We start from the raw sequence: 14545 nt of genomic DNA, 5'->3' as shown, positions 1-14545 counted from the left end.
GACAAGGCCAAGGACAAGAACGATTACCTGATCTACGACGCCAAGAAGGGCGTGCTGTATTATGACGCCGACGGCTCAGGTGCAGGCAAGGCGGTCGAGATCGCCACGCTCAAGAAGGGCCTCAAGATGACCTATGCCGACTTCTTCGTGATCTAGCGGATCCTCATATCCTTCCGTGCCCTTGCCGAGGGCACGGCCGGTATGCGCCAAGGGTTGATGACACCTCCATCCAGCCGGGTTATGAGGGATGGCAGCGGCTTTGGACCGCCTTTTTCATGAGACTGGACCGAACCCCGCCATGACATCCGCCTCCCTCGACACGCTCTTCTCCTGGATCCGCACCGAAAGCCCCACCCATGACGTGGCGGGCGTGAACCTGATGATGGATCTTGTTGTCGCGCAGATGAAGGATGCGCCGATTGCGGTGGAGCGGATTTCGGGCGAGCAGGGACTGGGCGATGCCCTGGTCCTTCGCGCCGGCCCGCAGCGGGACGAGCAGCCGATCCTGATCATGTCGCATCTCGACACGGTTCATCCCGTGGGCACCATCGAGCGCGACCTGCCTTTGAAGGTCGATGGTGACCGTCTCTACGGGCCCGGCATCTACGACATGAAGGGCGGCGCCTTTTTCTCTCTGGAAGCCTTCAGGGACGTGGCCCGCAAGGGCAATGCGGCGCGGCCGATGGTGTTCATCGTGACCCCGGACGAGGAAATCGGTAGCCCGATGACGCGACCGATCATCGAGGATATCGGCCGCCAATCCGCCTTCGCCCTTGTGACCGAGCCTGCCCGTGACGGCGGCAAGATCGTGACCTCCCGCAAGGGGGTCGGCCGCTTCGACGTGCATGTGGAGGGCCGCCCGGCCCATGCGGGCTCGCGCCACCAGGACGGCCGCAATGCCGTCTATGAGGCCGCGCGCCAGATCCTCGCGGTGGAGGCCATGACGGATTACGCCCGCGGCGTGACGACGACGGTCGGCATGATCTCCGGCGGCACGGCCGTGAACACCATTCCGCAACATTGCCATTTCCCCATCGACCTGCGGGTCGAGACAGTGGCGGACGGCGAGGCACTGACAGCGGCGATCCTCGGCCTGAAGGCACATAATCCTGATGTCCGGGTGACTGTGACCGGCGGCATGAACCGGCCGCCCTACGAGCGCTCGGAAGGCACCGCGAAGCTGTTCGGCCATGCAAAGGCGCTCGCCGCCGAGATCGGCTTCGATCTCGTGTCCTCGCCCCGGGCGGGCGGCGGCTCGGACGGTAATTTCACGGCCGCCATCGGCACGCCGACCCTCGATGGCCTCGGCATCGACGGCGACGGCGCGCATACACTCCAGGAATACGGCCTGATCTCCTCCATCGCCCCACGCCAGAAACTCATGACGCGGCTGCTGGAAACCCTGCGCTGAGCGCGTTCACGATCAGCGATCTGCGCGAGCGGCGGGACTTCGTCGACACCGTCGCGGATCGGATCTGGCGCGCTTTCTGGAAGGAGGAGGGGCATCCGCTCAGCCTCCTCGCGGGGCTTGTCCGGCAGAGCCTGGGGTCCGGTTTCATCCCCACGGCGCTCGTTGCGCATGAAGGAGACCGGTTCCTGGGGACTGTCTCCCTCATCGCCTGCGACGAGGAGAGCCGTCCCCAATACACGCCCTGGATTGCCGCGCTCTGGGTCGAGCCCGAAGACCGGGAACGCGGAATTGGCGAGGCTCTGGTGGAGCGGGCCTTTCAGGCCGCATGCCGGGACGGCGTGCCCCGCGTCTATCTCCTCTCGGCGGAAAGGCGGCGCGCTTTCTACGAGAAGCGCGGTTGGAGGGTCCACGAGGAGAATGTGCCGAGGAATGGCGTTCACGTTCTCATAAGAGACCCCGATCAGGTTTGAAGCCCGATCGATGTAGGCGCATGAGCGGAACTGGCAGGCTATTCGAGATTCCTTGCCATGATGCAACGCCGCGACGGATCGTGGCCCGCCTCGGCTTCGGCCCGCAGCTTCCCGACATGTCCCGGTTCCGCTTCCGCCGGATCGACCTCCATGAAGCCGAGCTTGGCATAGAAGGGGCCGTTCCAGGGCAGGTCGCGGTAGGTCGTCAGCGTCATCGTGCCGAAGCCGGCGGCTCTGGCATGATCGGTTGCAGCCGCGATCAGCCGGACGCCGATCCCTTGCCACTGATGGGAACGGGCGACGGATATCTCCGCGATATAGAACGCGTCGTCCAAGGCATGAGCCGCGAGAAAGCCGACCGGCTCATCCTCCCCGTCGACGGCTGCCCACAGCGTCCCGTCCCGGCACAGCGCGGCCAGCACAGCCGGATCCATCGTGTCCCCTTCCGCGAGCCAGACAAGGCCGACGTCCCGAAACATCGAGGCGGCGGAACGTTCGATCGGCGCAAGCTTGTCCAGGTCTTCTGTCCGGGCAATGCGAATGGTCGACATCAGCTGATTCGGGCTACACCGCCCCCTCTATAACGCCTCCACGCCGTTGATGATGAATTGCACGGCAAGTCCGGCCAGGATCACGCCGAGCAGGCGGCTGAGCACGATGTTACCGGTGACGCCGAGCATGCGGGAGACGCGCTCGGCGGCCATGAAGACCGCAAAGCAGCTTGCGACGCCGAGGGCGATCAGAGCGATCAGCGAGGACAGATAGAGGGGATTGCCATCGGCTCGCCCGGCGAGGAGAATCGTCGCCGTGATCGCGCCGGGACCCGCCATCAGCGGGATGGCGAGAGGGAAGGCGGCGACGTTGCGGATGTGATCCTCCGTGATCGCCACATCGGCGGTGTGCTGCTTGCGCTCGTTGCGCCGCTCGAACACCATCTCGAAGGCGATCCAGAACAGAAGCAGGCCGCCCGAGATACGGAAGGCCGGAATGCCGACGCCGAGGAGGCGCAGCAGCACTTCACCGCCCAGGCCGAAGAAGGCCAGGATGCAGAAGGCGATGATGGCGGCCCGCAACGCAACGCGTTTGCGCTCCTCCGCGTTCATCCCCCGTGTCAGCGAAATGAACATGGGCGCCAGGGCAGGCGGATCGAGGGTCACCAGCAAGGTGACAAGGGCGGCTGAGATATAGTCGAGGAGCATCGGCTGGACCTTATTGCAGGCTTTGCTTTATGGCGTTCTTGTGCGGTTTTGGCGAGAGGCGGGTGCAACGATGTTCACGGTTTTGGATCGGATCAGCTGGCCGGGATCGCCCGACAAGGCCAATGAGGATGCCTGCGGCGCCTCGGACGATTGGGCCTGGGTCATCGATACCTCGATCTTTCCCGGCACCGAGCCGATCATGAACGACAGGAGCGATGCCACATGGCTCGCCCGCTTCGTCAGCGAACGCCTATCGGATCTCGCGGCCCGCGCCTATGACGGCGACGGCGTCACGCTGCTCAGGCACGTGATGGAGGAGGCGAGGACGGCCTTCATGGCTCGCGCCGCGGAGGAGCGTCACGATTTCCTGACCTGGCCGGTCGGCGCGATGACGCTGGTACATCGGAACGGCAATATGCTGGATGTCTGGACCTTTGCCGATACGACCGCCTTCGTCCGCCAACCCGACGGCTCCGTTCTTACCGTTGGCGAGGCGCCGGACCTGAGGACATTCGAATCCGCCAAGGCGGCCGAGTTGTTGAGCGCCAGCGGCTGCACGCCCAAGACGGTCAACGAATCTCCCGTCTTTCAGGCTTGGCTGACCGACCGCCGCCAGCGCCAGAAACAGGGCAGGGGCCTCGCTCTCCTCGGTCTGGATCCCGCCGCTGCGGACCGTCTTCGGCATCAATCCGTTCCTTGTGAGGACGGAACCGTGATCCTCCTGACCAGCGACGGTTTTTCTGCGCTGGTGGATCTCTATGCGGAGATGGATGCGAAGGGGCTGATGGAAGCCGCCCTGATATCCGGTCTCGAGCCTCTGGCCGCACGGGCGCGCGAGATCGAGACGCAGGTCGACCCCGGGGGCAAGCTCTATCCGCGCTTCAAGGAAAGCGACGATACGACGGCGATCCTGCTGCGGGCCTGAAAAGTCCTTTTCGGACAAAAGCTTATGAGTATAAATTGAATCTCCTCGCGATCCTCGGCAGGCAAGCGCGGAAGTGCCACAGGCGGAGGGGGCGTGGAAACGATTTCAGGGCTCTTGCCAAGCTCTTGAAATATATCGCTGTTTCGGCTTCGCCGGTCGATGCTCATTCGCTCTGGATAACCGTTCAAAAGGCTTGAAAATCAAGCCGTTTTCCCCCATCTAAGGATTTGATTTTCTTTGGATTCGCGTGGCTTTCCGACAGGCTTGAACAAGGTGGCGCCAAGGCTGCTCTTCGCTCGTCGGACGAGCCTTGTTTTTATAAGAGAGACAGAACTTGTCCGATCCGAACGATACCCGCTCCGGCGGCCCTGGGGGCGAACAGCCGGCGAGCGACGTCAAGCTGATTTCCATCGTCGACGAGATGAAGCGCTCCTATCTCGATTACGCCATGAGCGTGATCGTGAGCCGCGCTCTCCCCGACGCGCGCGACGGGCTCAAGCCCGTCCATCGCCGCATTCTCTACGCCATGCACGAGAGCGGCTACACCCCCGACAAGAAGCATGTGAAATCGTCCCGCATCGTCGGCGATGTGATGGGTCAATATCACCCGCACGGCGACCAGGCGATCTACGACGCCCTCGTGCGCATGGCGCAGGACTTCTCGTTGCGCCTGCTGCTCGTGGACGGGCAGGGCAATTTCGGCTCCGTGGACGGCGATCCGCCGGCGGCGATGCGCTATACCGAGTCGCGCCTGACCCGTGCGGCGATGCCGCTCCTCGAGGACATCGACAAGGACACGGTCGATTTCAACCCGAACTACGACGAGTCGAAATGGGAGCCGTCGGTTCTGCCGGCCCGCTTCCCGAACCTGCTCGTCAACGGCGCTGGCGGTATCGCGGTCGGCATGGCCACCAACATGCCGCCGCACAATCTCGGCGAGGTCATCGACGGCTGCGTCGCCTATATCGACGATCCGGATGTCTCCACCGAGCGGCTGATCGAGATCATTCCCGGTCCGGATTTCCCGACCGGCGGCATGATCCTCGGCCGCTCCGGGGTCCGCTCCGCCTACACCACGGGCCGCGGCTCGATCATGATGCGGGCCAAGTCCGAGGTCGAGGAGGTCCGCAAGGAGCGTGAGGCCATCATCGTCACCGAGATCCCGTATCAGGTGAACAAGGCCTCGCTGATCGAGAAGATCGCGGAGCTGGTGCGCGAGAAGAGAGTCGAGGGCATTTCCGACCTGCGCGATGAATCCGACCGCGACGGCATGCGTATCGTCATCGAGATCAAGCGCGATGCCATGGCGGAGGTGGTGCTGAACCAGCTCTATCGCTACACGCCGCTGCAGACGAGCTTCGGCGCCAACATGGTGGCGTTGAACGGCGGCCGTCCCGAACTGATGACGCTCAAGGACCTGATCCGCGCCTTCGTCGATTTCCGCGAGGAGGTCGTCTCCCGCCGGACCAAGTACTTGCTCAACAAGGCCCGCGAGCGCGCCCACGTGTTGTGCGGTCTCGCCATCGCGGTGGCCAATATCGACGAGGTGATCCGCCTCATCCGCACCGCGCCGGATCCGAACTCGGCCCGCGAGGCCTTGATGGGCCGCGACTGGCCGGCACAGGACATCGCGCCGCTCATCGCGCTCGTCGACGATCCGCGCCACCGCATCAACGACGACGGCACCTATCGTCTGTCCGAGACCCAGGCCCGCGCGATCCTCGATCTGCGCCTGCAGCGCCTGACCGCGCTTGGCCGTGACGAAATCGGCGACGAGCTGTCCAAGCTTGCGGCCGAGATCTCGGATTATCTCGACATCCTGCGCTCGCGCGAGCGCATCATGTCCATCATCAAGGGCGAACTGCTCGAGATCCGCCAAGCCTATGCCACGCCGCGCCGTACCCAGATCATGGATTGGGAAGCGGATGTGGACGACGAGGATCTGATCCAACGCGAGGACATGGTCGTCACCGTGTCCCATGCCGGCTACATCAAGCGCGTGCCGCTCTCGACCTACCGGGCGCAGCGCCGCGGCGGCAAGGGCCGTTCGGGCATGTCGACGCGGGACGAGGATTTCGTCACCCGCCTGTTCGTGGTCAACACCCACACACCGGTGATCTTCTTCTCCTCCAAGGGCAAGGCCTACAAGGAGAAGGTGTGGCGCCTGCCGCTGGCGGCCCCGAACGCCAAGGGCAAGGCCCTGGTGAACATGCTGCCGCTGGAACAGGACGAACGCATCACCACCATCATGCCGCTGCCCGAGGACGAGGCGTCCTGGGACAAGCTCGACGTGATGTTCGTCACATCCCGCGGCACGGTTCGCCGCAACAAGCTGTCGGACTTTGTCCAGGTCAATCGCGGCGGCAAGATCGCCATGAAGCTGGATGAGGGCGAGTCCATCGTCGACGTGCAGATCTGCACCGAGAACGACGACGTGCTGCTCACCACGGCCAAGGGCCAGTGCATCCGCTTCGCGGTGCCTGAAGTTCGCGTCTTCAAGGGCCGCGATTCCATGGGCGTGCGCGGCATCAACCTGGCTGAGGGCGACCGCATCATTTCCATGGCGATCCTGCGCCACATGGAGGCGACGGGCGAGGAGCGCGCGGGCTACCTCAAGATGCGCCGCGCCGTCATGGGCGAACAGGCCAATGGCGAGACCGAGATCGCAGAGGGAAGCGACGAGGAGAATGTCTCCGCCGACGCCCTGTCCATGGAGCGCTACACCGAGATGAGCGCCTACGAGCAGTTCATCCTGACGCTGTCCGAGAAGGGCTATGGCAAGCGCACCTCGTCCTACGAGTACCGCATCACGGGACGCGGCGGCAAAGGCATCACGGCCATGGCGGTGAACGGCCGCAACGGCCAACTCGTAGCCTCGTTCCCGGTCGAAAATTCCGACCAGATCATGCTCGTCACCGATGCCGGCCAGCTGATCCGCGTGCCGGTCGACGGCATCCGCACCGTGGGCCGCAATTCGCAGGGCGTCACCGTGTTCTCGACCAAGGGCAAGGAACGCGTCGTCTCGGTGGAACACATCGAGGGCGAGGATGCGGAAGAGGGTGAGGACGTCGCCGAGGCCGGTGAAAACGGCGAGGGTGATGTCGTCGAGGGCGGCGAAGAATAATCGCTCTCTGCATCAAATCAGGACGTCATGGCCGGGCTTGTCCCGGCCATTTCTTTTGGTGGAACGTCACTTTTGTGGAGCGTTACCTGGGTTTAGAGATCCTCCGCGCGAAAAGTAACGCAGTGACATGACGGGGCAGTCGGCAATTGTACCTGATCTGCGATGCCAAGAAGGGCGTGCTGTATTATGACGCCGATGGTTCGGGCAAGGGCAAGGCGGTCGAGATCGCCACGCTCAAGAAGGGCCTCAAGATGACCTATGCCGACTTCTTCGTCATCTGACAGGAATGCCGCGCCACTCGAGCCTATACCGCGAGGGGGGACCGATTCTGGTCCATCCAAATCCAACGAGCGATTTGCTGCGCTGGCTCTCCCAGCCCGGCAAATCCCGGGAAAGCATGATCAAATCGCGACATGCCTTGACGCTAGGAAAGCCGGACCCAGGACGAGCATTGCGGTTGTGAAAACGATGGACAGGCGGATCAGCATATCGGTCTCCCTGATCGGACCGTAGTGTTATTTCAGCGATGCTCCCTCAAATCTGTGCGGGAAGACACGCCTTATATGCGTTGTGCGGCGGGCAACTCTTCGCATGGTTTGCAAATCGTAACGGCATTGCCCTGCTCTCATGGTCCGGTCGAGAAGGAAACGGGAGCCGGATAGAAAGCGGCCTGACCTGGAATAATATCCGGGCACGGCATCTTCAGGCCGTTGCGGGTTTACCCGTCTCCTTTATAAGCTGGGCCCATGACCCGTACCGCGCTCTATACCGGCAGCTTCGACCCCGTTACCAACGGCCACCTCGACGTGGTGCGCCAAGCCTGCCGTGTGGCGGACAGGATCGTCATCGCCATCGGCATTCATTCCTCCAAGACCCCGATCTTCACGGCACCGGAGCGGGCCGAGCTGCTGTTCGCCGTCTGCAAGCCGCTGGTGGAAGCCGAAGACGTGGCGCTGGAGGTCGTGACCTTCGACGATCTTGCTGTGGATGCCGCAAAACGCCATGGCGCGTCCCTGATCGTCCGTGGCCTGCGCGACGGCACGGATTTCGACTACGAGATCCAGATGGCCTCCATGAACGCCGCCATGGCGCCGGAGATCCAGACGGTTTTCTTCGCCGCCTCGCCCCCGGTCCGCCCCATCACCGCCACGCTCGTGCGCCAGATCGCGGGAATGGGCGGCGATGTCACGGCCTTCGTGCCGGACCTTGTCGCCAAGCGTTTAATAGCCAAATTCAAGCGGCAATGACGCCGCCTATCCTTGAAGGAGATGCCTTGATGAAGCGTTTGCTCGCAGCCGGAGCGCTCGTGCTCGCCAGCCTGATTCCCGCCGCCGCGCAACAGGCTGCCGATCCGCAGAACACGATCTATCTCGATACCAAGGATGGCCGCATCACCATCCGGCTGCGTCCCGATCTCGCGCCCAAGCACGTGGAGCAGATCAAGGCGCTGACGAAGCGCGGCTTCTACAACGGCGTCGTGTTTCATCGGGTGATCGACGGCTTCATGGCCCAGACGGGCGATCCGACCGGCACCGGCACGGGCAAGTCCGACCTGCCCAACATTCCCGCCGAGTTCACGCAGACCCAGTACAAGCGCGGCTCGGTCGGCATGGCCCGCTCGCAGAGCCCGGATTCTGCCAACAGCCAGTTCTTCATCTGCTATGAGGGCTGCGGCCCGCTTACCGGTCAATATACGATCTTCGGCGAAGTCGTGTCGGGCATGGATGTGGCCGACAAGATCAAGAAGGGCAATTCCGCCGCCAACGGCATGGTCACGAACCCCGACAAGATCGTGAAGATGCAGGTTGCGGCCGACGCCAAGTGACAAGCGTACGATGACAAGGCTTCGTAAAGGTAAGGCGCGGCGGGCGACCGCCGCGCTCGTCCTCGCGATGGCTTTCCTCGGGCCGGTTTCCGCGCAGGCGTTTTCGCCCTTCGACGATGAGGATGACCGGCCCCGGCTGCTCGAGCCTCCGCCGAGCCTGCCGGAGAGCATCAATGGAATCGTGCGTCCGGGCTCCGGGGAGCGCGCCCGGACGATCGATACCTTGAGCGGGGTCTTTCGCGCCCTGCAGGCCTGCTGGCAGCCCCCGGCCGGAAGCGGGTTTTCCGGTCAGGAGATTACCCTGCGCATCGCCTTCAGGCGCAACGGGGAGGTTCTCGGCCAGCCCCGCATCACCTATTACAGAGCCGGCAGCAATCCGGACCAGCGCGAACCCTTCACGCGTTCCGTCCGGGAGGCTTTCGTGCGCTGCACGCCGCTTCCTTTTACTGAAAAGCTCGGAGCTGCCGTGGCAGGCCGTCTTTTCACCTTCCGTTTCTCGGACACGCGGCCTATGTGATCCGGCAAGGAAGTCCCTTATTCCTATTCATTGACAACGCCAGTGCAGGAGAATCCGATGGCAGACCCCGAGAATACCCTCATCCTGGAAACCACCAAGGGCAAGGTCGTGATCGAGCTGCGCCCGGATCTCGCGCCCAAGCACGTGGAGCGCATCAAGACCCTCGCGCGCCAGGGCTTTTATGACGGAATCGTCTTCCACCGGGTGATCGACGGTTTCATGGCCCAGACTGGCTGCCCACAGGGCACCGGCACCGGCGGCTCGGACCTTCCGGACCTGCAGGCCGAGTTCAACGCCGAGCCGCATGTGCGCGGAATCTGCTCCATGGCCCGGACCAACTATCCGCATTCCGCGAATTCGCAGTTCTTCATCGTCTTCGACGATGCCCGCTTCCTCGACAAGCAATACACCGTCTGGGGCAAGGTGACGGAAGGCATGGAGAACGTGGATAAGATCAAGCGCGGCGAGCCCGTGCGCGATCCCGACCGGATCGTCTCCATGAAGGTCGCCGCCGACGCGGCTTGAGATACCTCCACTGTCATTCCGGGACGCGCCTTCGGCGCGGGCCCGGAACCCATATCCGGTGGCGATTCAGGATGAAGAACAGCGGGATCGTTGCGCTTTCTTCGTCATTGATGGCTCTGGGTTCCGGGAGCGCCTGCGGCGCCCCGGAATGAGAAGGGGAAAGCGTCACAACAGCCATGCGCGTCGATCTTTTCGATTTCGATCTCCCTGAAGACCACATCGCGCTTCGCCCCGCGGAGCCGCGCGATGCGGCGCGTCTGCTCGTGGTGCGGCCTGGGGAAACGTCGTTCGAGGATCGCATCGTGCGCGACCTGCCGGATCTGCTGCAGCCCGGCGATGTGTTGGTGCTCAACGACACCAAGGTCATTCCCTCGCGGCTCTACGGCCTGCGCGTGCGTGAAGAAACAGCGGCGCGGGTCGAGATCATGCTGCACAAGCGGGAGGGCGCCGATCGCTGGCGCGCATTCGCCCGACCGGCCAAGAAGCTGAATGTCGGCGACCGTATCCGCTTCGGCGATTCCTCCGAGAGCAGCGTGTGCGAACTGGTGCGGCTCGATGCTCAGGTGGAGGAGAAAGGCGAGGGCGGGGACGTCACGCTTCGCTTCGCCTTTACCGGGCCCATGCTCGACGAGGCCATCGCCCGGCTCGGCGAATTGCCGCTGCCACCTTACATCGCGGGAAAGCGGAGCACCGACGACAAGGACCAGGCTGACTATCAGACAGTCTATGCCCGCGACGAGGGGGCGGTGGCGGCACCGACGGCGGGCCTGCATTTCACCGAGGATCTTTTCCGCCGCCTCGACGCGCGCGGCATTTCCCGTCAGTTCCTGACGCTGCATGTGGGCGCGGGCACGTTTCTTCCCGTGAAGGCCGACGACACCGACGAGCACCGGATGCATGCGGAATGGGGCACTATCACCGAGGAGACGGCGCAGGCGCTCAACGAGGCCAAGGCGCGGGGAGGGCGCATCGTTGCGGTGGGCACCACATCGCTCCGGCTCCTAGAGAGCGCGGCAAGGGAAGACGGCACCATTGCGCCCTTTTTCGGCGATACGGCGATCTTCATCACGCCCGGCTACAGGTTCAAGGCAGTGGACGTTCTGATGACCAATTTCCACCTGCCGCGCTCGACCCTGTTCATGCTGGTCTCGGCCTTCGCTGGCTTGGACCGCATGCGGGCAGCCTATGAATACGCGATTGCGAGCGGCTATCGGTTCTATTCCTACGGCGATGGCTCTCTGCTGTTCCGATCATGAAGTCTCTTACACCGGGGCAAGGCAATCGATGTTGCGGCCGTCCGAGCAAACGCGGTTGCGTCCGCTCTTCTTTGCCGCATAAAGCTGCCTGTCGGCTCGGCTCATGAGCTGCTGCAGGGTTTCGCCCGGGCGATGATCCACGATGCCGAAACTTGCCGTGGTCGTTGAAAAACCGCGAAGAGCTTCGGCGCCCGAGGCTTCGAAGAGAGCGCGAACGCGCTCCGCAAAACGCGTTGCGCCGCTCGGCGCGCATTCGGTGAGAAGCACGGCGAATTCCTCGCCGCCGATCCGCCCGACGATGTCGTTCTGCCGGACATGCGCGGTCAGGAATTCCGAGAGCTTTTCGATGACACGATCGCCCGCCGGATGGCCGTGATCATCGTTGATGCTCTTGAAATGATCGATATCGCAAACGACGAGGCAGATCGGATCGAATTTGCCGCTCTCGATCCAGGCTGAAGCTGTCTCGTCGAAACCGCGCCGATTGTAGACCCCGGTCAGGGCATCCGTCGTGCTCTGCCTTTTGAGGTCGGCGGTGATGTCGACGACGATGGCGGAAAGCAGCGCCAACCCCATGAGCACGGCACTAACGATCAGCGAGAAACGAAAAGCCAGCCAGAACGGCGAATCGCCGAAAACCTTCAGGCTGGCATCTACTTCTCCGAGCCGGACGGTCAGCAGGGGGCGCAGGAAGAGCTGAATGCTCAACAGCAGAAAGATCCAGAAGATGACTTTATCGACAAGGAGACTCTTCTCGCGCGATCGGCGGATGCGATAGGCAGCGGCTGCGAAAAGCGATCCGCAACCGAAACTGAGGATGTAGATGCGCGCGCTCAGATTCCTATCGATATAATAGTAATAACAAAACCCGATGAGAGTTGCTGTTAATATGGTCGCTGTCTGAAGATAGTTCAGTCTATTGTTTTTTCTCTTCAGGTATCCTTCGGTCAGAAGGGTGATGCCAGGTAGATAAAGGATTGGAGAAGCGATCACGTTCCGCCCGACGTCTCCCGGAACGAAGAATATTTGCAAGACTGTCGCTAGCGTAAAGAAAATGAATGCGCCTGCGAGATAAAAAATATAGGTGTAAGTTCGATGGTGCCACCATAAAAATAAAAAGAATATTGTAAAAATAGTTCCGATGACGGGACTCACGATCGTCATCAATTGATTTCCGCTCATGAGCTCAAACCCCTTCAATGTCCCTTAGGTTGAGGGCGGGGGGAAGAGAACGATATTTGTTGGGGTGCCACGTGTGTCGTTGTCGATATTTTATTAAGTAATAACATAACGATTTTTGCTACAGTTGCCCCCGAAATACGTGATCTCAGTGTTGTGTCCGATGCGGAGACAACCTTGGTGATTGAAAACGACATCGAGCCTTCGGTTGTGAAGTTTTAAGAACTCGCGCATTTTATTGCCACGATCCTTTACCAGGCAATTAATTCGAGCAGATTCGCCCTCGAATTATTTATCAGGAATCTTTTTGTTCAGCCATGGAAAGGGTCTTTTCTTGAATGATTTCTTTGGCATTCGATGGGTACGCTCGCCGCTTCCCCTCATGCCCGTGATCGGGGATAAGACGGCGGAGTTTTTGCAGGATCGCTCATGACCACCGATCAATTCACCTTCACCGTCAACAAGACCGATGGGACGGCGCGCACCGGCGAAATCCGTATGCCGCGCGGCGTCATCCGCACGCCGGCTTTCATGCCCGTGGGCACGGCGGGGACGGTGAAGGCCATGTATCCGGATCAGGTCAAGGCGCTCGGGGCGGATGTGGTGCTCGGCAACACCTATCACCTCATGCTGCGTCCCACGGCGGAGCGGGTGGCCAAGCTCGGCGGGCTGCACAAGTTCATGAACTGGCCCTATCCAATCCTCACCGATTCCGGCGGCTTCCAGGTCATGTCGCTCGCCGCCCTGCGCAAAATCGACGAGACCGGCGTGACCTTCCAGTCACATATCGACGGCTCGACCCACGTGATGACGCCGGAGCGCTCCATCGAGATCCAGGGGCTGCTCGGCTCCGATATCCAGATGCAGCTCGACGAATGCGTGCGGCTGCCCTGCTCCGACGAGGTGGCGGAAAAAGCGATGCGCCTTTCCTTGCGCTGGGCCGAGCGCTGCAAGATCGCCTTCGGCGATCAGCCGGGGCGGGCCATGTTCGGCATCGTGCAGGGTGGTGCCGTCGAGCGGTTGCGCATCGAAAGCGCCAGGGAACTCGCCACCCTCGACCTCAAGGGCTACGCCATCGGCGGCCTTGCGGTCGGTGAGCCGCAGGATGTGATGCTGCGGATGATCGAGACCGTCGAACCGCACATGCCGTCAGAGAAGCCGCGCTACCTCATGGGCGTCGGCACGCCGGACGACATCGTCGAAGCTGTGCGCCGGGGCGTCGACATGTTCGACTGCGTCATGCCGACCCGCGCCGGCCGCCACGGCCAGGTCTTCACCCGCCACGGCCGCATGAACCTGCGCAACGCAAAATTCGCGGAGGATACGCGACCCCTCGATGCGGAATCGAAATGCCCGGCATCGAACACCTATTCTCGCGCCTATCTCCACCACCTTGTCCGCGCGAACGAGATTCTGGGGATGATGCTGCTGACCTGGAACAACCTGGCCTATTACCAGGACCTGATGGCGGGCCTGCGCAAGGCCATCGCGGAAGGTCGCCTCGGTGATCACATCGCCGAGGTCAAGGAAGGCTGGGCCAGGGGTGAGCGCGAGGGGAAGGCAGAGACGGCTTAAGGCGCGCTGTGAGCGCCTGATCCTAATTGCCAATTCGAAATCGATGCCTCCCGTCGCAAGATGCCTCCCGTCGCAAGATGAGAGCACAGAAAGGAATGCGCCGATGGTCGACGAAGAGATCGCGAGTCTGTTGCGTCGCAAGGCCACTTTATTGGTGGAGCGGTCCTCTTCCGAACTGACGCGAATAATCGCTCCCGGCTTTGTTTACATCAATGCCAGAGGGCAGCGTTTCGACCGGGAGGGGTATGTTACCGCCTTCTGCGGACCCGACGGCATCCGGTTTCACAGCCAGCACTTCGACGATCTACAGGTTAAGGATTTCGGCTCCTTCGCCGTGGCTACCATGAATGTTCACGACGCACTGGAATACCGGGGGCAGGTACATTCCGGCATATTGCGGTCGCTTTGTGTGTTTGGCCGTGATGGTCATGGCTGGCTCTGGTCTGCGGGCCAAACCATGGTTGTAGGAGATTGAGGCCCTAGCCACCGCGCTCTTCTCCTCCCCGCAAGGGGGAGGAAAGTACAGGGGCGCCGTAGAA

15 protein-coding genes are annotated in these 14545 nt (G+C 62.1%); 12 read left to right on the top strand and 3 right to left on the bottom strand.

Going from position 1 to position 14545, the window contains the following annotated elements; all coding sequences use genetic code 11:
* Positions 1 to 298: 298 nt before the first annotated feature.
* Both AB4Y97_RS04200 and AB4Y97_RS04195 read left to right on the top strand, forming a co-directional pair.
* Positions 299 to 1411 (top strand): M20 family metallopeptidase, encoded by a 1113-nt coding sequence (locus AB4Y97_RS04200; RefSeq protein WP_441997742.1) that lies wholly within the window; start codon positions 299 to 301, stop codon positions 1409 to 1411.
* Positions 1342 to 1881, top strand: a complete 540-nt coding sequence (locus AB4Y97_RS04195; RefSeq protein WP_441997761.1) for a GNAT family N-acetyltransferase — start codon at positions 1342 to 1344, stop codon at positions 1879 to 1881. Before AB4Y97_RS04200 ends, AB4Y97_RS04195 begins: the two co-directional genes overlap by 70 nt.
* Positions 1882 to 1919: 38 nt before the next feature.
* On the opposite strand, the gene AB4Y97_RS04190 is transcribed toward AB4Y97_RS04195, so the two are convergent.
* Together AB4Y97_RS04190 and AB4Y97_RS04185 are read right to left on the bottom strand one after the other, a co-directional pair.
* Positions 1920 to 2432: a GNAT family N-acetyltransferase gene (locus AB4Y97_RS04190; protein WP_441997741.1), complete on the bottom strand. Its 513-nt coding sequence runs from the start codon at positions 2430 to 2432 to the stop codon at positions 1920 to 1922.
* A 27-nt stretch (positions 2433 to 2459) separates the two neighbouring features.
* Complete coding sequence (locus AB4Y97_RS04185; RefSeq protein WP_441997740.1) at positions 2460 to 3080, bottom strand: MarC family protein; 621 nt, start codon at positions 3078 to 3080, stop codon at positions 2460 to 2462.
* Positions 3081 to 3150: 70 nt separating this feature from the next.
* On the opposite strand from AB4Y97_RS04185, the gene AB4Y97_RS04180 reads away from it, so the two are divergent.
* The 8 genes from AB4Y97_RS04180 to queA all read left to right on the top strand — a co-directional run bounded on the left by AB4Y97_RS04180 (position 3151) and on the right by queA (position 11252).
* Complete coding sequence (locus AB4Y97_RS04180; RefSeq protein ID WP_441997739.1) at positions 3151 to 4005, top strand: hypothetical protein; 855 nt, start codon at positions 3151 to 3153, stop codon at positions 4003 to 4005.
* Between the two features lie 421 nt (positions 4006 to 4426).
* Positions 4427 to 7129, top strand: coding sequence for a DNA gyrase subunit A (gyrA, locus tag AB4Y97_RS04175; RefSeq protein WP_441997760.1), 2703 nt, complete (start codon positions 4427 to 4429; stop codon positions 7127 to 7129).
* Between the two features lie 146 nt (positions 7130 to 7275).
* On the top strand, positions 7276 to 7410 hold the full coding sequence (locus AB4Y97_RS04170; protein WP_441997738.1) for a hypothetical protein: 135 nt from the start codon (positions 7276 to 7278) through the stop codon (positions 7408 to 7410).
* Positions 7411 to 7875: 465 nt separating this feature from the next.
* A complete protein-coding gene (gene coaD / locus AB4Y97_RS04165) occupies positions 7876 to 8376 on the top strand; it encodes a pantetheine-phosphate adenylyltransferase (RefSeq protein WP_441997737.1) in 501 nt (166 codons plus the stop codon).
* Positions 8377 to 8405: 29 nt separating this feature from the next.
* Entirely contained in the window at positions 8406 to 8954 is a 549-nt protein-coding gene (locus AB4Y97_RS04160) for a peptidylprolyl isomerase (RefSeq protein WP_441997736.1), read from the top strand.
* A gap of 10 nt (positions 8955 to 8964) precedes the next feature.
* Positions 8965 to 9471, top strand: coding sequence for a hypothetical protein (locus AB4Y97_RS04155; protein ID WP_441997735.1), 507 nt, complete (start codon positions 8965 to 8967; stop codon positions 9469 to 9471).
* Between the two features lie 57 nt (positions 9472 to 9528).
* Positions 9529 to 9996 carry a peptidylprolyl isomerase gene (locus tag AB4Y97_RS04150; RefSeq protein ID WP_441997734.1) on the top strand — a complete coding sequence of 156 codons (468 nt, stop codon included), beginning with the start codon at positions 9529 to 9531 and terminating at the stop codon, positions 9994 to 9996.
* Positions 9997 to 10172: 176 nt separating this feature from the next.
* Complete coding sequence (gene queA / locus AB4Y97_RS04145; RefSeq protein ID WP_441997733.1) at positions 10173 to 11252, top strand: tRNA preQ1(34) S-adenosylmethionine ribosyltransferase-isomerase QueA; 1080 nt, start codon at positions 10173 to 10175, stop codon at positions 11250 to 11252.
* 6 nt (positions 11253 to 11258) lie between these two features.
* Here queA and AB4Y97_RS04140 read toward each other — a convergent pair whose 3' ends face one another.
* Positions 11259 to 11960, bottom strand: coding sequence for a GGDEF domain-containing protein (locus AB4Y97_RS04140; protein ID WP_441997732.1), 702 nt, complete (start codon positions 11958 to 11960; stop codon positions 11259 to 11261).
* Positions 11961 to 12860: 900 nt separating this feature from the next.
* Here AB4Y97_RS04140 and tgt point away from each other — a divergent pair.
* The gene (gene tgt, locus AB4Y97_RS04135; RefSeq protein WP_441997731.1) at positions 12861 to 14006 is read left to right on the top strand and encodes a tRNA guanosine(34) transglycosylase Tgt; all 1146 of its coding nucleotides are present in this window, start codon (positions 12861 to 12863) and stop codon (positions 14004 to 14006) included.
* A gap of 103 nt (positions 14007 to 14109) precedes the next feature.
* Positions 14110 to 14481 carry a nuclear transport factor 2 family protein gene (locus tag AB4Y97_RS04130; protein ID WP_441997730.1) on the top strand — a complete coding sequence of 124 codons (372 nt, stop codon included), beginning with the start codon at positions 14110 to 14112 and terminating at the stop codon, positions 14479 to 14481.
* Positions 14482 to 14545 lie beyond the last annotated feature (64 nt).

The organism is Microvirga sp. 2TAF3, from assembly GCF_052114965.1.
In the GTDB taxonomy this organism is placed as follows: Bacteria; Pseudomonadota; Alphaproteobacteria; order Rhizobiales; family Beijerinckiaceae; genus Microvirga.
Note: the sequence above shows the minus strand (reverse complement) of the source record. Positions and strands in the feature narration are given on the sequence as shown.